Genomic DNA, 18437 nt, shown 5'->3' with positions numbered 1-18437 from the left:
GGTAGAACACCTGTTTTTCATCTTCTATAAGATGAAAAAATGTGTCTATACTCCCTCCTTTCTCTTTTTTAGATAATGTAAATTAAAACACATTACCATCTATCATATCGCAAATTTCTTTTAATTGCAAACTTCTACTGGGATGCCTCAATTTTCTTAAGGCTTTTACCTCTATTTGTCTAATTCTTTCACGAGTTACGTTAAAAAAGTTACCAACTTCTTCTAATGTTTTTGCATTACCATCCATTAATCCATATCTCATCTTTAATACGGCCGCTTCTTTTGGTCTAAGTGTGTCTAATACCTTTTCTAGTTCCTCTTTCAAAATCATTCTAGCAGCTATTTCTTCGGGTTTATCTGCACTGGTATCTTCTATAAAGTCTCCTATGTAAGCTTCATCATCTTCTGAACCATTTATTTGAGCGTCTACAGAAATTACTTCTTTTGTTGCTTGTAATATTTCATCCATTTTTTCGATAGGTTTATCTAAAAGTCTGGCTAATTCCTCTGTACTTGGATATTCACCATGTTCTTGAAGATATTCTCTAATTATTTTGTTCATTCTGTTGATGGTTTCTACCAAGTGTACAGGTATTCTTATGGTTCTAGCCTGATCAGCTATTGCTCTAGTTATTGCTTGTCTTACCCACCAGGTTGCATAAGTAGAAAACTTGTAACCTTTTTTCCAGTCAAACTTTTCTACAGCTTTCATTAGTCCAATGTTTCCTTCTTGTATTAAATCCATAAAACTTAATCCTCTACCTGTATACCTTTTTGCAATACTTATTACAAGTCTTAAATTCGCTTTTATTAGTTCATCTCTAGCATTTTTGTCACCTTTTTTGGCTCTCATAGCTAGTTGCCTCTCACGTGTAGGGCTTAGTAGTTTGATCTTACCAATTTCTCTTAGATAAATTTTTATAGGTTCATTAGCAAAAGCATTATCATAAACCTGAGTTTCAGTTTCTTCAAATAAGTATTCTAAATCTTCTTTGTAATCATCTTTTAGTACTGTTTCTTCCTCTGAATCATCAAACTCTTCGGAGTTTTCTAGTATTTTAATACCTTTAGATTCTATTTCTTCGTATATTTTTTCTAAGAATTCACTATCTATCACATCAGCTAAATCTTGAGGTATACATTCATCAATATTTTGATAAGTTATACAATTTCCATTATTTTTTGCAATTTCTATTAACGTATCTATACCTTTTTCTAATTTATCTATAAATTTATCTTTATTTCTCTTTATGATTATTTGATCTTTGCCTATAAATTCGATGTTTTCGATTTCTTGGATTAGGTCTGTACAAGGAGAATTCGTTTTAACTTTTTGCATTAGCTAAATTACCTCCATATTGATTGATAAAATTCTATTTCCATTATTAAAGAGTCTAGTCAAAACGGTCTTACAGAACTTTGTGTATAAATTAGCCATTATTTTTAGCTATTTTATGGTTTTAACTTTACTATATAATTCTATAATTTGAGATGTAATCTTAGTTTTTTCTGAAGGATCTTCAATATCGCGAAGTTGTTTTGTTAATTTTTCTATTTCTCTATTGATTTTTATATAATTAATACCATCTTTTAGTGAAGCTAATATTCTATCAGGATTGAAGTAATAATCTATTTTCCAAACTTCTACTATTAGATCACTCAATTCTTTTGAAGAATTTTCAAGCAAAAAACCAATACTATCATTTTCTGAAGAAAGTTCTATAAACTCTCTTATAATACCTTCAGAAAAATCGTCTATATTGAAGGTTTCTTTAAGCAAAACTCTGTAATCTGGATATTTTACCCAAAGGTAAATATATGATTTTGCAATGTCATATTTAATATCTTTTTCTACATAAAAAGGATCTACAGTAGTGGATAAATTTTCGCTTACAGGGGCATCATCAATATAGGAACGGTTGGCTTCCAATATTTTTTTTACATATTGTTTATCCTTTCCTATCTTTTTTGAAATGCACTCCACAAAACTTTCAATATAGCTTAATCTTCCGGCTTTTTCTAATTTTGTATACCATTTTGACATATCTTTTAGGTATTGTTCTAAAGCGAAATCGTTTGTTAGTTCATACTTTTCGGCATAATAATCAACTACAAATTCGTGGAATTTATATGAATTTTTCAGTATTTCAGCTATATATTGTTTGTCATGTTTTTTAGTTAATTCATCAGGATCTTTCGCTGGATATTTTGAAACAGCTATCTGAAAATCTGTTTTATATAGAGTATCTATAGTTGATATTGTCGCTTTTTTGCCAGCATCATCCATGTCAAACATGGTAACAATCTTATTTGTAGATTTTAACAAATCAACAGCCTGATCTTTAGTGAATGAAGAGCCCAATATTGCAACTATATTTTTAAATCCTAATTTATACATAGATATGAGATCAAAATAACCCTCTACTATTATCGCAAAGTCATTTTCTTTAATGAAACGTTTTGTTTTATAGTACATATATAGAATTTTTGATTTTTTGAAATATTGATTTTCTGGTGTATTTAAATATTTGGGAGCATTTGAACTATCAATTACCAATCTTCCAGAAAAACCAACTAGCAAACCCGAATTATTACGAATAGGAATGATTAATCTATTATAAAAAAAATCCTTATCATTCACTATTAACCCAGCTTTAATTGCAATATCTTTTTCAAAATAATGTTCTTCAATAACCTTATTTACTTCAGACCCCAATGCGTAGCCTAATTCGAATTCTTCTGCGACATTCCTATTTATGTCACGTTTTTTTAAATATTGCCATATAGGATGATAATCCGGAAAATTCAAAAGGTTATTTGTATATATTTTTGAAACTTCTTCGTTTAATTTTATTTCAGCTGGTATTTCATTTTCGCTAAGATCAACCTTGACTCCAACTATACTTGCTATTTTTTTTAATGCATCGAGGAAACTTATTTGCTCATACTTTTCCAAAAAGGTGATAACGTCCCCATGGGTTCCACAACCAAAACAATGAAAAGTCTGGGTGTCAGGAAAAACATAAAAAGAAGGGGTATCCTCTGAATGAAAAGGACATAATGCAGAGTAATTTTTACCTTTTTTTGTGAGAGACAAATAAGAATTGACGAAATCAACAATATCAATTTTACCTTTAATTTCGTCAATTGTTTTCCTCATATTATCATAATCTTTTTTCATCAAACTTCACTTACCCTTAAAAAACCTGATTTTCTTAGATTAAAATTAATAAATAAAGGAATAATAGAATGGACAGAAATTATCTTTTTGAAAATTGTGGGCTTTTTCTCGCTTTTTTGAGTCCATATTTCTTTCTTTCTACTTCTCTTGGATCTCTTGTCAATAAACCCTCTTTCTTGAGGATAGGCCTTAGGGATTCATCATATTGAAGTAGAGCTCTTGCTATTCCTAGTCTTATAGCACCAGCTTGACCGCTTAATCCGCCACCATTAACTCTAATTATTAGATCAAATTGGCCATTTAAATCTGTTACTTCTAAAGGTTTTAAAGCATGTAATACCCAAACATCATTACCTCTTAGATATTCAGCTAAGTTGTTATAATCCTTTCCATTCACTTTTACTTTGCCGTTTCCCGGTCGTAAATATACCCTAGCAACAGCAGTTTTTCTTTTACCAGTTCCGTAATATTCAACTAGTTGTGCCATTATTCAAATAACCTCCTATTAGATTTTTTCTAAATCGATTTCTTTAGGTTTTTGAGCTTGATGCGGATGATTAGGACCAGCATACACTTTCAATTTTTTCAACATTTGTTTTCCTAATATTGTCTTAGGCATCATTCCTTTTATAGCATATTTAATTATTTGTTCTGGCTGTTTCTCTAAAAGCCTTTTGTAACTTATTTCTTTTAAACCACCTGGATATCCACTGTGATTTCTATATACTTTGGTATTTGCCTTGTCACCAGTAACATTTATTTTTTCGGCATTGATTATAATAACAAAGTCACCTGTATCAATATGTGGGGTATAAATAGGTTTATGTTTTCCTTGAAGAATCTTTGCTACTTTTGACGCTAATCTTCCCAAGGTTTGGCCCTCAGCATCAACTATATACCATTCTCTAGTAATTTCTCCTTTTTTTGCACTATAGGATGGTTGAACAAGTTTAGAATTCAATTTAAAAACCTCCTTACTTTGCCTTTTCTTTAATAAAGTTTTCAATTCTAGTTTTTTTTACAAGTAAATGCGATACAAAAGAGTTTGTAAAAAATTTTATAAAATTAAAAAGTAACACTAAATAAAAAAATATTTGAACACTTATTCCAATGTTTTGTACAAATTGAAGCGTTGGTTGATTTGTAAAAATAGGAATAGCAATATAATAATTTAATAGAAAAGCGACAACTCCGGTAATTAGACTACTTATAATGTAATTGACCCAAACATTAATTTTTAGCTTTCTTAAAGTGGTTAGGAAGAAAATAAAAACCGTCCCTGCTAATATATTCATTAGAATTCCTATTAGTCCACCCTCGCCTGATCGGAAAATAAACAAAAAATTTTTGATTAATAATGTAAAAAGACCAGGAAAAAAACCATAAATTAAAGTTACCAAAAAAACCATACAATCACTAGGGTCAAATTTGAGAAAAGGTAACAGAGGGATTATTGGAAATTCTATGAATGTTAATAAAAAAGCCAGAGCCCCAAAGATACCAACGACTGCCACTTTTCTACTATTCATGCTTAGTTCACTCTTTCAGTTTCATAAACACTGACAAATTTTCTGTTGTTTTTGGTTTCAAATTTAACGTATCCATCAACTTTTGAATATATTGTGAAATCTCTGCCCATACCAACATTTTCACCAGGGTGTATTTTTGTACCTCTCTGTCTTACTATTATAGAACCTGCAGATATTTTATTACCCTCATGAGCTTTAATTCCTAAATATTTAGGATTACTATCCTTTTTGTTTTGATCGCCACGTTTTTTAGTTGCAAATAATTGAAGATCGAATGTCATTTTTTATCTTACCTCCACTTTAAGATTTTTAGGGTAATCCTTCGAAATACTTAAAAGACTTTCAATTAAATATTGAAACAACAAGTCAGATATTTCACTTTTTTCTGTAACTTTAATCAAAAGATAACCTTCTTTTTTTTTGTAATCTCCTAATCCTTCATTTTTTAGTATTTCTGCCACAAATTGTGTGAGAACGCTTACAGCACTACATACTATATCAGTTCCGGCCAATGAGTAAGAAGAATGTCCTTTGATTTCTATTTGTGGATAATCTTTGTTTTGATAAGTTACTTTAATCATTGTTATAATGTTACCCTTGAATATCTTTAACTTTTAGGGCAGTATACTGCTGTCTGTGACCCATTTTTCTTCTATAGTTTTTTCTTCCTTTGAATTTTATTATGTGGATTTTTCTGTCTTTACCATGTTCTACTACTTCAGTTACTACCTTCGCTCCTTCCACATAAGGAGCACCAGTCTTAACTTCATCATCTTTTTTTATCATGATGACTTTATCAAGGATAAGATCATTACCAGGCTCAACATTTTTGACCTTTTCTGTATATATTACCTGATCTTTTTCTACTTTATACTGTTTTCCAGCAAAATCAACAATAGCGTACACAGGTACACCTCCTGATTCTATTATATTATATTAGATATTTGATGGCTTACAAAATACAAATAGTTTGATATAAAAAATAAACACATAAAATCTATTTGGTAATTCTACCATTAAATTTATTTGAAGATATTAAAGTATTGTAAATTTTTATAAAAATCAAAATAATCCGTTCTCTTTTAAAAATTTTTCAACTATAAGTGCTTGATCTGGATAGATGTATAGTAACTGAACATAAGCCTTTTTTAACTTTGAAATGTTAGTTTCATTAATTGTTAGTTCACTTAAATATGTATCTAGATCGAAACCATTTTGTATGAAAGCAACAGGATCTTCCAAGAAATCAATTAAGTTTTCCTCTTCCCATTTTCTAACTGAAATAACAATATCAGGGTATATATATTCTATCACATTTATAGCTTCATTTATCTTTCTTTTTAATTCATTGATAGGTAATTCATATTTTATTGAGTTTAAAAATTCTATGACATTTTTACCTTTAGATATAAATTCGATTGGTGCATCAAAAAAAGAGTCTTTCTTTTCAGTTGTATCCAACGAGATGTATACAGGAACTTCTTTTGAAGAACTAAGGTATAATAAAGAAGTGGCAATGTCTTTACTTATTGGAACAGCTGAAGTAGAAGATAATATATCTTCTCCTTCAACTAATACTGAAAAAACATGACCTCCTGTAAAACCAACAAACCATGCAGATGTATCAGAGGTACCAGTTTTTCCGTGTAAATCTAAGTCAGGAATATTTGCCCTCTTTCCTGTTCCGTTTGTTACAACTTCTCTGAGCATAGAATTCATAATACTGTAAGACTTATTTGAAATGGATTTAACTTTCCTTTCAATTTGCGGGTATCGTTTATATATTAAATTACCTTTTCTGTCGTATACCTCAGAAATTGTGTAAGTTGAAGGAATGATTCCATAATTAGGAAAAATCGAATAAGCTTTAGCTAATTCATAAGGACTTGTTTCTAAGGTTCCTAATGAGAGAGTCAAATCGTTTGGATATACTCCTTGAATGCCTAATTCATTTAAAAGGAAATCTTTAATAGTATCTATAGATTGTTGTGGAGAAATATCTATATGCATTGCTAAATATATAGATGGAATATTTATTGAATTTACAAGGGCTTCTTTCAAAGTTACACTACCTCTATAAGTTTTATCATAGTTTTGAGGTGCCCAATCTCCAAATTTCATAGAATAATCTGGTAATACAGTGTTTACGTCGTATCCTTTTTCAAGCGCTAATATATAGTAAAATGGTTTTATACTCGAACCTATCTGTTGATTAGAATAAAACACTGTATATTCTCCGCCCCAAAAGCTTAGTATTTCACCGGTTTTATTATTTAGCACAATAGCAGATGAATTTTCATCTAAAGTTACTGAGTCAAAAAGATTTTTGTTGTATGTAGTTTTGATTGTATATCCTCCACCTTTTAAACCAATTAATTCTTCTTCTTGCTTAACCCTATATATTAAATTTAAATATCTTTCATTATAAGATTGTGGATAAAAGATGAGTTCATGTATTTTCTTATCTATGTCCTCTCTAGTTTGTAGAGAGAAAAAGTTGTCTGGCAAAGAATATAATAATATTTCTGCCTGAGATTTTGCCCTATCAGGATATTTATAGGGATTATAAATTTCTGGTCCATTTATTATTCCTACTAGTACCAGAATTTCTTCTGTTGAAAGGTCTTGGACATCTTTTCCAAAATATCTTTGAGCAGCTGCTCCTATTCCTGAAATATCATTACCTAGATATACACTATTAAGATATGCTTCTAATATCTCTTCTTTTGTGTAAGAACGTTCCAAGAAAAAAGCCAACATCATATCCATTATTTTTCTTTTAACATTTCTTTCATTACTTAGGTAGACAGTTTTAGAGAGTTGCTGAGTGATTGTGCTACCACCTTGAACAATAGATAAATGTCTAATATTTATTAATGCGGCTCTTGTTAAAGCTTTAATGTTTATTCCATTGTGTTCAAAGAATTCTCTATCTTCAGACCATAAAAGACTATATATTAGTTCGGTTGGAATATCTTCCAACTTTACATATTTATATTTTGTTGGCAGAATGAATTGATTATTATTAAATAAATAAGTGTTGTAATCCGAATTAACAAGAAAGATTGACATAGTATTGTTGTAAAAAGTATTAACATAAGAAAATAAAATAAAAAAGGCTAATAAACCTATTGCCAATCCGAGTATATAACTTTTTATGATTTACACCTCCATATTTTCTGTGCTTTAACTCATTTGTTTTTTAAGATTCTATTTTGTGATTATAACTTAAACAGTTCTTGTAAAAAATTTTTTTCATAATATCATATCACATAATAAAATGAAGAATCTAAATAATTCTTGAAAATCCTTAAGATATGATAAAATATTAGAGAAATAGCAAATACTTTAGTAAATAAATATAAAAGTATATTGAATTTCTTACAAAAAAATGTTAGAATAATTTATATTTAATTTTATTATAGTTGAAAAAGAATAAGTAAAAAATGAAATTGCGGATTTTGGAGGCTGTGAGCCGTGCCTCATTCTTTGTATGTGATAAATAATATACATAATAGAGTTTAAATATAATATCGGTTATTTTAATGAACTGTTGTCAAAAATCTATCTAAATATTTAAACAATTTTAGGAGGTTGAATATTATGTCTGGACACAATAAATGGGCAAATATCAAAGCTAGAAAGACTGTTCAAGATGCAAAAAGGTCTAAAATGTTCACGAAGCTTATAAGAGAACTTACTATAGCAGCTAGAGAAGGAGGAGGAGATCCTGAATCGAATCCAAGACTAAGAACAGCTATAGAAAATGCAAAGGCTGCTAATATGCCAAAAGATAAAATAGAGGCCGCTATAAAAAAAGGTACCGGAGAGTCTTCGGGAGAAGAACTCTTTGAAATTATGTATGAAGCATATGCCCCAGGAGGCGTGGCTTTACTTATCTCTGTAGTTACTGACAATAAAAATAGAACTGCTCAAGAAATACGTCATACTTTGTCAAAGCATGGAGGTACTTTAGCAGAATCTGGTTCAGTAGCGTGGAATTTCGAGCGAAAAGGGTTGCTTACTGTACCTAAAGAGGAAGTAGATGACCTTGAAGAGTTGTTGCTTTTAGCTATTGAAGCAGGTGCTGAAGATATTGATGAGGAGACGGATCCTATTGAAATTATAACCTCGCCAGAAAATCTCACTTCAGTAAGAAATGCTTTAAAAGAAGCAGGATATACTGTTAATGAACAATTAACATACTTGCCAAAAACTACAGTTAAAGTTTCCGATGAAGACGCAGAAAAGATACTTAAATTGTTGGATGCACTTGATGAGATGGATGACGTTCAGGATGTATACGGAAATTACGATATTGATGATGAAGTTATGGAGCGTTTAGCTGCTAATCTATAATTTCTAAGATTTTAGAGAATATTATAATAGGGACCGTAAGGCCCCTATCTCTATTTATAATTTATCTTTTTTGCAAAGAAGGGAAAATAATGAGTAAGCTTTCTTCCAAAATAGTGGTTATTTTTACATTGTTCGTGGTTTTTGTTTGCTCTTTTTGTTTTCCTTCTTCTGGAGAAGTATCTATTTTAACTGATTTTACACCCACTTTAAAAACCGAGTTTATCTTTGATTTAAAGTTGAAAGATATTTATGAAGCTAAAGTTCATTACGATTTTGAATTTGCCAATGATTATATCGATATCAGCGATATTGGAGACATCGTAAATTATTTCAATTTATCCCAGCCTGGTTTTGAAATTTCTTATCGTAATCCAAATGGAAGAAAAGATCCATTCTTTTTGATAGAAAATAATTCCGGATTTATGATGATATTAGATGATTATATTAATATTTCATTTAATGGGCTTGATATTGGAATTATTTTTAGGGAGGATTTTTTAACGGTCTCTTATTGGAATAATTTGATGGACTTTTCTCAATCAAAAGTAGGAATAACACTGTCAGCCCCCAATGGTTTAGGAATATCATTTGGATTTCAAGACAAACTACAATATTTTTTTCATGCCGGCGATTTGCTATTTTCTCTCAATAATAAATCTCTAGATTCGGTTTATATTTTAAATAAAGATTTTCGGCTTGAATATAATTCAGCTAGTGGAAAGCTTACTGTAAACTCTGTTTTTTTTGATAAAAATGATAAAAACTTTTATTTTAGAGTTCCTATAAACAAATCGTTATTTCTAACATATTCTAATCTTGGAATCGGAATTACATTCTACGTTAATTTATATACACATACTATAAAATAATTTAGTAAGAGGGATGCAGATGAATGATTATTATATTTCGCCGTTTGATGATAAAGATTATGAACTGTTTTTACAAAACTTGATGATACATTTTAATTTAGATCTTCGTGGTTATAAGCAACATAGGTTGAGGAGAAGAACCGATATTTTACTTAAAAAATATAACCTCGGCTCCTATAAAGAGTATTTTGAACTTCTTAAGAAAGATTCCACAAAATGGGATGAGTTTTTAAATAAGCTAACAATAAATGTTACAGAGTTTTTTCGCAATCCCGATAAATGGGAATTTCTTAAAAACAATATTTTGCCAGGAATGATTAAGGAAAATAACGGTAAACTAAAAGCTTGGAGTGCAGGTTGTTCTACTGGAGAAGAACCTTATACATTAGCTATTATTTTAGATACTTTAGGGGTCTTGCATTCTAGTACCATTCATGCTGGAGATTTCGATGAGGATGCACTTTCAAAAGCAAAACTAGGAATATATCCTGACAAAAGTTTAGTGAATATACCTGATAATATTAAATCAAAGTATTTTAAAAAGTTGAACGAAGATAAATATGAAATTAGCGAAAGAATTAAACAAAGTGTTAATTTTAAAAGGGTAAATCTTCTTCTAGATAAATTTGATAAAGATTATGATCTAATTATATGCAGAAATGTTGTTATATATTTTGATACAGAAGCTAAAGATAAACTGTATAGCAAATTTTATGAGTCTTTAAAGCCTGGTGGAATATTGTTTGTGGGATCGACAGAAAGAATATTTAATTATAAGGAGATAGGTTTTTCGTCTATTGCACCATTTTTTTACAAAAAAGAAAAGAAGTAAGGAGGAAAACTTAATAATGAATAGAATTAAAACTATGACTATGGAATGGACTGGTGACAGTTTAATTCTTATAGACCAAAGATTTTTACCTTTAGAAGAAATTTATGTTGAGTGTAAAACCTATCAAGAAGTTGCCAAATCAATAAAAGATATGGTAGTAAGAGGAGCTCCTGCAATTGGAGCAAGCGCTGCTTTTGGTTATGTGTTAGGAGCTAAACAAAATCAGCAGTATACTGAAAAAAACAAATTTTTTCAGGAAATGAAAAATGTGAAAAAAGTACTAGCTGAAACGCGCCCAACCGCTGTAAATTTATTTTGGGCATTAAATCGAATGGAACAGGTAATGAACGACAATTTTAATTTAAATGATATAAAAGCCATCGTAGATATTTTGGAGATAGAGGCTCTGAAGATTGCCTATGAAGATATAGAAATTAATAAAGCAATTGGTAGAAATGGAGAAAAGCTTTTAAAAGATGGTGATAATGTCCTAACGCATTGTAACGCTGGAGCGCTTGCTACTGTTGATTACGGTACTGCATTAGGTGTGATAAGAGCAGCAGTTGAAAATGGTAAAAGAATACATGTTTATGCTGATGAAACTCGTCCTTATCTTCAAGGTGCAAGGTTAACGGTATGGGAACTAATGAAAAGTGGTATTAGAACGACCCTTATTTCTGATAATATGGCAGGATGGGTAATGAAGCAACAGAAGATTAATGCAGTAATAGTTGGGGCAGATAGAATTGCAAGAAATGGCGATTTTGCAAATAAGATAGGAACATACTCTGTTGCAGTTTTGGCTAAAAAACATGGTATTCCTTTTTATGTAGCGGCACCTTTATCTACTATAGACCTTGAGACAGAAAACGGTGATTTAATACCTATTGAGGAAAGAAATAAAGAAGAAGTAAGATTTTGCCACAAAACAAGATTAGTAAGAGATGATGTCGATGTTTATAATCCCGCTTTTGATGTAACACCGCATGATTTAGTTACTGCGATAATTACAGAAAAAGGTGTTGTTAGACAACCTTATGATAAGAATATCCCTGAACTTTTTAAATAAAACGATAAAATCTAAAATATGAGAATTAGTTGTCAGGACCTTTCATATCAACCTATAGTATAAATATCAAAAATAATCAAAATTTAAAAATTAGTTTTTGAATTTTAAAAGTATCAGGGCTGAGGCCTCCCTCCTTCGGTACAAGTAATGAAAAAGTAAAAGAAACAAACAATAGTTCAAAATTAGAATTGTGGAGGTATTTAAAAAAATAAAACGTGAAACATTCATAGAATATAAGTTTCATAATTTTTAAAGTGAGTAGAAAGATTTTAATAGGGAAGGATATAAATTGAAGATTTTGCTGTTAAGTGATTTACATATACCAACTCGATGTTCTATAGAGGAATTAAGAGCAATCAATTTTGATATATATGATCAAATATTTTTAACGGGTGATATAACTTCTATTGAAGTGTTAGACTTTTTAAATAATCAGAAACCTATAATACAAGCCGTCCATGGTAACATGGACGACTTTTATATTAAAAATCTATTATCAGAAAAAATAATGTTAGAATTATATGGAAAAACTTATGGATTAATACATGGACATCAAACGGGACATGCTATTGCTGAAAAACTGATTAAATTTTTTAACACAAATTTGGATGTTCTTGTCTTTGGTCATTCTCACTATCAAGAAAAATTTTTAATAAATAATACGATTTTTGTTAATCCAGGAGCTTTTTGTGACGGATATTACGGAGAAATTAATTTGGACGAAAATAACTTTGAGATCAACTTACTTCACATCTAGTACTATACTTTCACTAGTTCCATATGTTTCTTGCCAATACATTGTAAATGAAACTGCTGGAAGAACGTTGTATTCTCCTGAATTTAATAATCTCATATAATAACTGTATTGTCCATTTTTATAACCAGATGAGAAAAATGCAATTTTATCTTTTCTTATTTCTCTTGCACTATACCAATAATTCCATGGAGAATACCAACTATAATAAAATTTAGAAGACTGAGACATATTTTTTTCTGAATAGTTTTCTAGGATTTGAACATTGCCTGGTAGATAATCTTCTGTGACTAAGAATTGAGGAATATCAGATTGCATAGATATTACAACTTTTACAACATCGCCTTCTTTAAAATATTTTTCGTTATTGCTTATAAAATCTATTTTATAGAGGCCTAAAGGCCCCACATATTTTGAATTTCCCTTAAACTTAACATTCCCAAAAATTTCAACACTACTTTGAGACATATTAATTAGTTTATTTCCACTAATAGGGAACAGACTTTTAGTTGTTTTTGATGAATTATCCCACAAATACATTCTATCTGAGAATAATATAATGTTGTTCTGATATACATCTATATCTTGAACGTTCATAGAAAGGCTTTCATATTTGTCTTCTATGTATAAATAATCCTTATTGGTATTAATATTTTCTACTAACAGGATAGGTTTATTATTTAAAAGAGCCATAGATTTAATTCTTGTATTATTTAATATAGTATATTCCTTGAAATTATTAGTACAAATCTCATATTCAAATAATCTTTCATCTTTTATTATATAAATAAACTTAGAGTTTTTAATTAACATTCGTGGGTTTTCCACAAATAGCTCGTTGATATATAGTCTATTAGTTCTGTTATCATACTTTATTTGAAGATTGTTTTCTTGATAAATAATTTGAGTTTGGTATACATTGTACCATGTAAGTTCATTATCTCTTTCTAATATATTCGTTTCAGATTTGAAATATATGTTAGATGGAATTTGTGATTCATCTATTTCAAGAAAGGCATCGATGATATACCTATTTTCTTCTTTTTCAGCTTGTACGTTGTTCTTTTTGTAAAGTATTTTGTTTAAAATGATGCCGTTTTCTGTCGTTGAAGGTTCTAAAAGATTTTGTGTATTTATTTCATATAGACCTTGATTGTATAGAAAAATATCGTTTTGAGCAATAATAAAATCATTATTTTCATATTTCAAGTTTGACATATCTACAGAAAAGAATTCTTGATGTCTTAAGATAATATCAAGAATTTTTGAAATTTCTTTGGTCGAGTACCAGGTATATCCTTTTTTACTTGAAAGCAAGAACTTGAACACTTTCAATGAAGTAGAAAAGTATTCATTTTCTTGTAAAAGAAGATCTAAAAGAACTGCATTTGCATCAGTTATTGAGTAAAAATAATTATCATCAAAAAAATCAATGAAGGCTATATCTTCTTTTTCGTTTATTTTTGGAATAATATTATCAAGATATTCTCTATGATAAAATGAGTAGTAAAGTTCATCTAAAATATTTTTAGGAGTAAACTCTGACTCAATTCCATAGAGATTTAAAACATGGTAAACAAATCCTGATGATACATGCTTTTTCAGATAAGATAATCCATTTGAAAGAGTGGCCTGCGATACATAATATCCTTCATCCTCAATCTTTTTTAATCCATACATGACATAAGCGCTTATTTCCGGATGAGATTCTTCACTAGTTCCCCACCATCCCCAGCCACCATCATCTTTCTGGTATTTATAAAGAATTTGAAGGGTTTCTGTGACCTTTTGATCCAGATCTTCAATTATATATCCTTTTTTTGTTGCAGTAAGAAGAGGAACAATAACAGAAACTACTTGCTCACTACACTTATAAGAATAGTTTCGTAGATAATTTAAAGAATCAATCATTAAAGTATCTAAATTAAATGGTCGATAAAACTCTCCTTTTTTTATTGTATACCCATTTGTAGTATCTACTAATTTAATAACGTCTTCCCAAATTTCATCTGATTTTACAGAAAAAGGAAGTTTAACTATATCATGACCAAAATCGAATGTAATTGTTGATTCACCTATTTTTAGGGCTTCGAGGTTTAAACGAAGAGTTGTTTGAGAATTTGGTAAAAGTGTTAATTCACCATTTTTAGGGGTTATACTAATTGTTTCGTCTGTATCTATTTTATATTTTATGTTTCTAGTTTCATCAGTGTTATTGTAAATTACAAGATAAAAATTAGCTTTGTCTCCTATCACAGCAAAATTTGGAAGTAGAGGTCTTACGTAAAAGTCTAAGTTGCTCTTATAAGTGGTTGTAGTTTTATTAATTTTTTCACCGTCTTTTGTAAATCCATAAGAAGTTATTCTCCATGTTGTCAATGAATCAGGGTTAGTAAAGACTATTTCGGCTTTCCTGTTTTTTGTTTCAATAAAAGGGATCCACAAGGCTGTATCAGGGAAATATTCTCTGGTATTAACACTTAATTCATCGCTTCCTTTGTAAGAAGTAAAGACATCACTTTCTTCAAGAGTTAAACCATACAAATTTTTAGGTATATAAATGTAACTAGTACCAGTAGTAATAAGAGGTTCGACGTAATACAATTTTGGGTATAACTCATTTAGTATATCTTTTCTGTCTTCAACTAGAAGATAAATACCTTCATCTACAACGCTTAATGTAAAAACACCTTCTTCTTCAGCCTCAATTTGTATGGACACATCGTCTTTAGGAGCATATGTTTCTTTATCAGTATTAATTACATATGAGAAAGACAATTTTTCTAACTTTCCTAAATCAATAGATTTTTGTAGAACTTCTTTTCCTTCTTTATTAAATAAAATAGCATGAATGAAAATATTTCTTTCAAGCAAATTATCTGGAATTTCAAAAATATATTCATTTTTACTACTACTGTATTCAACAAAATCATATATCTCTCTTCCTGCCAAAAATATTAAACCTGTTGAATTAATATCTGAGTCTATAGAAAACCGAATTAAACGATCTTTAATTTCAAAATGCGAAAAATAAGCATGTGTAGTTCTAGCATAAGGAGAAATGTAAACATTAAAACTAGTCGAAGAATCTTCAAAAAAAAGGTTAGCAAAATAACTAGCTTCTTCAGAAAAAGAATACTCAAAAGATAATATTCCATTTTTTATAGGAATATAAAAAGTATTTTCTAAAATGTTTATTGTTTTCCAGGCTTCCTCATCCCATACCTGTTTGTAAAGATCAATTTTCAAGTTGCCTTCAGCAAGACTACCTTGGCGATCGGTAATGGTGCCGTTGAAAGTAACAGTTTCGTTAGGTTTAGCTTGAACATATCTATTATCAAGTTCTATGAGATAACTTCCATCCATAATTCTAACCTGATGGGTTTCTTGAATTTGACGCTGGCTTTCATCAACTATTATAGTTTCCAGCGTGTAATACCCTTCATGACCATCTTGTACCTTAATTGGTATATTTAAAATACCATTTTCATCAGTAAAAGTTACAGTTTGATATAAAAGAGATCTTCCTTCATAGCCATATAGGTTATCGTAGTAAACATAGAGAGATATATTTGCATTTTTAACTGGATTGCCATTTAAGTAAGTTAATTTGATGGAAAAATTTATTAAGTCATTGGTATAATATGTATCTTCATCGGTTGAAATTTCAACGAAATATTCAGGTTTAACATAATCTTGGACATAGAAACCATTGTAATAAGATTCACCATCTTGAGAAGTAAGTTGAATACTGTAGTATCCTAAAGGTGCTGATTCTGAGAGATAGTATTGTCCGTTGGCTCCACCAAAATTATCGGTTTTATATGTCTGAGATAAAATCTGGTTTCCAGAAGGATCTAGGATATTAACATTAATAATGTTGTCGTTTTTGAAGATATATTTATTGTTATCTTGTTGGTAGGATATCACCCTAAAATTTATTGTTTGATTAGGTTTGTATAAAGGCCTATCAGTAATAATTTGTAAAGGGGAATCTTTATAAATCTTGCTTTTTGAATAGAAATTTTGAAATTGAATACCTGAATCATTTTCTACTACTACACGTTTTAAAGAAGAAAAATTTGTTTTCAATTCAGATATATTATTATATATTTCAGTTTTACCGTTGGTATCTTGCAATATTATTCTGCTTTTAACATCATCTAGTGTGTTAGTGTTGTATATTTTAATAAAAAATTTATCTCCATCATAAGTAGCTATAAAGTTTGTTTCTGTTACCAATACTTCTTCATAGTAATTTTTTTTAGAATCAATACTCTGAAATTCTAAGTAATATAATCCAAGCTCTTCGAATTCTATAGTGTTATTAATATTAGCTTCTTTATCAGCTTTTAAGGTTTTTGAATATAGATATGATTTTTCAATTTCAGGAAGTGATTGTTGATACAAAATTACATCAAGAGGATATGAAACTTTGTAAACAGTCAATAACACCTGTTTCTCATCATAACCAGATATTTGTATTTTTTCTCCTTTTTTTATAATGTTGTTTCCGTTGATATATATGAAAGAAAATCCTGAAAGAGAGAAAATAATGATTAGGAACAAAAGCAATGAAGATCTTCTCATTTTTCCCACCCCATTTTTAATTAGTAAAATATATTGAAAAATTAAAACAAACAAAAAATTGAATTTATAAAACAACTAAATGATTAATTAATGAATTTCAGATAGTTTTCTGTAATCGAGTTAGTTTTTGCTATATTAGAATAAATCTTAGCAAAATTTCTAGGGATGTAATCATTATATTTAAAATTAATTTCATATAATCCATTTTTTATAGAATGATTATTCACCTTGAAGTCTGTTAAAGAATTGTAGATATAACCAAAAATTTTACAGTTTTTCTTAGATATGCTATCGTTAACTTGATAAATATTGTCTATTAAAGAGTTAATTTTCAAAGTGTTCAAATCTTCACCAATTGAATTTTCTGTAATTAGTATTGGAATATCATAATCTTCTGAACATCTTTCTAATATATCTTTAAAATGAGTGTAACTTTGCTTATCGTATTCTTTATTTGAATCTGTTTTGAATCCAGTCAACAAACCAGCATATTCATCAGAAGGGAAATAAGCAAATTCATTGAAGTTTAATCCAATAAAATCAATGTCATAGTGGATATTGTCTTCTAGTATAAAAAATGGACTTTTTCCATTAATTAAAGAATCAAACATAGAAAAATAGAATTCATTGCTTTTTATTTTGGTTTTACCTTGATTAAAGGAAAAAGTTTCATTTAAATTAAAATATAAATCTTCAGAAATAGAGACTTTTGCCAAAGAATTTGATAATTTAATGATATTATAAACTTTTTCATAAAATTGAATAACTCTTTCAAATAAGTTAGACAAAGTTGAAAAATCAGAGATATTATTATAAAGGTAAGTGACCTTCAAAAATTTCATAGGATTGTTTAAGACTGAATAAAACTGAATTTTATTTCCAAAATCATAGAACATTTTTTTACATATATCTAAAATAAAAGAAAGAAAATTATCATCATTGAATTTTATTTGAAAAAAATCGAAATCAAAGATATTAATAATGGGTTCTAAATTATTTTGAATTAATAGATCTATAAAGTAATTATATTTTTTTATTGATCTTGAAGAATCATTAATGAGATCGTTCCAATTCAATGCAAACCTAAATGAATTAACATTTAGAGAATTGATTAAATCAATTTTATTTGAAATATTTTTTTTGAACTCAGTGACATCATTTTCAGGATTAAAAAAAGAATGAGAGAAGGGAGGGCTATTTGCCCCCCACAAAAATAATTTTGGGAAAATTATGTCTTCCATTATAGATACACCT

16 protein-coding genes are annotated in these 18437 nt (G+C 29.1%); 5 read left to right on the top strand and 11 right to left on the bottom strand.

The window, feature by feature from the left end; all coding sequences use genetic code 11:
- Window positions 1-82: 82 nt before the first annotated feature.
- The 9 genes from rpoD to DTL3_RS00710 form a co-directional block, all read right to left on the bottom strand.
- Window positions 83-1339: an RNA polymerase sigma factor RpoD gene (rpoD, locus tag DTL3_RS00750; protein WP_052670198.1), complete on the bottom strand. Its 1257-nt coding sequence runs from the start codon at window positions 1337-1339 to the stop codon at window positions 83-85.
- Window positions 1340-1447: 108 nt separating this feature from the next.
- The gene (gene dnaG, locus DTL3_RS00745; protein ID WP_052670195.1) at window positions 1448-3181 is read right to left on the bottom strand and encodes a DNA primase; all 1734 of its coding nucleotides are present in this window, start codon (window positions 3179-3181) and stop codon (window positions 1448-1450) included.
- A gap of 79 nt (window positions 3182-3260) precedes the next feature.
- Complete coding sequence (gene rpsI / locus DTL3_RS00740; protein ID WP_045087096.1) at window positions 3261-3668, bottom strand: 30S ribosomal protein S9; 408 nt, start codon at window positions 3666-3668, stop codon at window positions 3261-3263.
- A gap of 18 nt (window positions 3669-3686) precedes the next feature.
- Entirely contained in the window at window positions 3687-4142 is a 456-nt protein-coding gene (gene rplM / locus DTL3_RS00735; protein ID WP_045087095.1) for a 50S ribosomal protein L13, read from the bottom strand.
- A gap of 13 nt (window positions 4143-4155) precedes the next feature.
- The gene (locus DTL3_RS00730) at window positions 4156-4710 is read right to left on the bottom strand and encodes an ECF transporter S component (RefSeq protein ID WP_045087094.1); all 555 of its coding nucleotides are present in this window, start codon (window positions 4708-4710) and stop codon (window positions 4156-4158) included.
- A 2-nt stretch (window positions 4711-4712) separates the two neighbouring features.
- Window positions 4713-4991 (bottom strand): 50S ribosomal protein L27, encoded by a 279-nt coding sequence (gene rpmA, locus DTL3_RS00725; protein WP_045087093.1) that lies wholly within the window; start codon window positions 4989-4991, stop codon window positions 4713-4715.
- Window positions 4992-4994: 3 nt separating this feature from the next.
- Window positions 4995-5291 (bottom strand): ribosomal-processing cysteine protease Prp, encoded by a 297-nt coding sequence (locus tag DTL3_RS00720; RefSeq protein WP_045087092.1) that lies wholly within the window; start codon window positions 5289-5291, stop codon window positions 4995-4997.
- A 10-nt stretch (window positions 5292-5301) separates the two neighbouring features.
- Window positions 5302-5616, bottom strand: coding sequence for a 50S ribosomal protein L21 (gene rplU, locus DTL3_RS00715; RefSeq protein ID WP_045087091.1), 315 nt, complete (start codon window positions 5614-5616; stop codon window positions 5302-5304).
- 156 nt (window positions 5617-5772) lie between these two features.
- On the bottom strand, window positions 5773-7782 hold the full coding sequence (locus DTL3_RS00710) for a transglycosylase domain-containing protein (RefSeq protein ID WP_231854017.1): 2010 nt from the start codon (window positions 7780-7782) through the stop codon (window positions 5773-5775).
- Between the two features lie 531 nt (window positions 7783-8313).
- Here DTL3_RS00710 and DTL3_RS00705 point away from each other — a divergent pair.
- The 5 genes from DTL3_RS00705 to DTL3_RS00685 all read left to right on the top strand — a co-directional run bounded on the left by DTL3_RS00705 (window position 8314) and on the right by DTL3_RS00685 (window position 12596).
- Window positions 8314-9069, top strand: a complete 756-nt coding sequence (locus DTL3_RS00705) for a YebC/PmpR family DNA-binding transcriptional regulator (protein ID WP_045087089.1) — start codon at window positions 8314-8316, stop codon at window positions 9067-9069.
- Between the two features lie 89 nt (window positions 9070-9158).
- Window positions 9159-9938 (top strand): hypothetical protein, encoded by a 780-nt coding sequence (locus DTL3_RS00700; protein ID WP_045087088.1) that lies wholly within the window; start codon window positions 9159-9161, stop codon window positions 9936-9938.
- Between the two features lie 19 nt (window positions 9939-9957).
- Window positions 9958-10770: a CheR family methyltransferase gene (locus DTL3_RS00695; protein WP_084217067.1), complete on the top strand. Its 813-nt coding sequence runs from the start codon at window positions 9958-9960 to the stop codon at window positions 10768-10770.
- Window positions 10771-10786: 16 nt separating this feature from the next.
- Window positions 10787-11839 (top strand): S-methyl-5-thioribose-1-phosphate isomerase, encoded by a 1053-nt coding sequence (mtnA, locus tag DTL3_RS00690; RefSeq protein WP_045087086.1) that lies wholly within the window; start codon window positions 10787-10789, stop codon window positions 11837-11839.
- Window positions 11840-12128: 289 nt separating this feature from the next.
- Window positions 12129-12596 carry a metallophosphoesterase family protein gene (locus DTL3_RS00685; RefSeq protein ID WP_045087085.1) on the top strand — a complete coding sequence of 156 codons (468 nt, stop codon included), beginning with the start codon at window positions 12129-12131 and terminating at the stop codon, window positions 12594-12596.
- On the opposite strand, the gene DTL3_RS00680 is transcribed toward DTL3_RS00685, so the two are convergent.
- Both DTL3_RS00680 and DTL3_RS00675 read right to left on the bottom strand, forming a co-directional pair.
- A complete protein-coding gene (locus DTL3_RS00680; protein ID WP_045087084.1) occupies window positions 12582-17183 on the bottom strand; it encodes an MG2 domain-containing protein in 4602 nt (1533 codons plus the stop codon). The genes DTL3_RS00685 and DTL3_RS00680 overlap by 15 nt on opposite strands.
- An 83-nt stretch (window positions 17184-17266) precedes the next feature.
- Window positions 17267-18424, bottom strand: coding sequence for a family 1 glycosylhydrolase (locus DTL3_RS00675; protein WP_045087083.1), 1158 nt, complete (start codon window positions 18422-18424; stop codon window positions 17267-17269).
- Window positions 18425-18437 lie beyond the last annotated feature (13 nt).

Source organism: Defluviitoga tunisiensis (genome assembly GCF_000953715.1).
GTDB lineage: Bacteria > Thermotogota > Thermotogae > Petrotogales > Petrotogaceae > Defluviitoga > Defluviitoga tunisiensis.
The sequence above is the reverse complement of the archived record's forward strand: the minus strand, read 5'-3'. Positions and strand labels throughout refer to the sequence as shown.

Bases quoted from the DNA above. Each gene is read 5' to 3' on its own strand.
- rpsI (WP_045087096.1), bottom strand. From the start codon at position 3,668: ATGGCACAACTAGTTGAATATTACGGAACTGGTAAAAGAAAAACTGCT.
- DTL3_RS00710 (WP_231854017.1), bottom strand. From the start codon at position 7,782: ATGTCAATCTTTCTTGTTAATTCGGATTACAACACTTATTTATTTAAT.
- rpmA (WP_045087093.1), bottom strand. From the start codon at position 4,991: ATGACATTCGATCTTCAATTATTTGCAACTAAAAAACGTGGCGATCAA.
- DTL3_RS00720 (WP_045087092.1), bottom strand. From the start codon at position 5,291: ATGATTAAAGTAACTTATCAAAACAAAGATTATCCACAAATAGAAATC.
- dnaG (WP_052670195.1), bottom strand. From the start codon at position 3,181: ATGAAAAAAGATTATGATAATATGAGGAAAACAATTGACGAAATTAAA.
- DTL3_RS00700 (WP_045087088.1), top strand. From the start codon at position 9,159: ATGAGTAAGCTTTCTTCCAAAATAGTGGTTATTTTTACATTGTTCGTG.
- mtnA (WP_045087086.1), top strand. From the start codon at position 10,787: ATGAATAGAATTAAAACTATGACTATGGAATGGACTGGTGACAGTTTA.
- rpoD (WP_052670198.1), bottom strand. From the start codon at position 1,339: ATGCAAAAAGTTAAAACGAATTCTCCTTGTACAGACCTAATCCAAGAA.
- DTL3_RS00680 (WP_045087084.1), bottom strand. From the start codon at position 17,183: ATGAGAAGATCTTCATTGCTTTTGTTCCTAATCATTATTTTCTCTCTT.
- DTL3_RS00695 (WP_084217067.1), top strand. From the start codon at position 9,958: ATGAATGATTATTATATTTCGCCGTTTGATGATAAAGATTATGAACTG.
- DTL3_RS00705 (WP_045087089.1), top strand. From the start codon at position 8,314: ATGTCTGGACACAATAAATGGGCAAATATCAAAGCTAGAAAGACTGTT.
- DTL3_RS00730 (WP_045087094.1), bottom strand. From the start codon at position 4,710: ATGAATAGTAGAAAAGTGGCAGTCGTTGGTATCTTTGGGGCTCTGGCT.
- DTL3_RS00675 (WP_045087083.1), bottom strand. From the start codon at position 18,424: ATGGAAGACATAATTTTCCCAAAATTATTTTTGTGGGGGGCAAATAGC.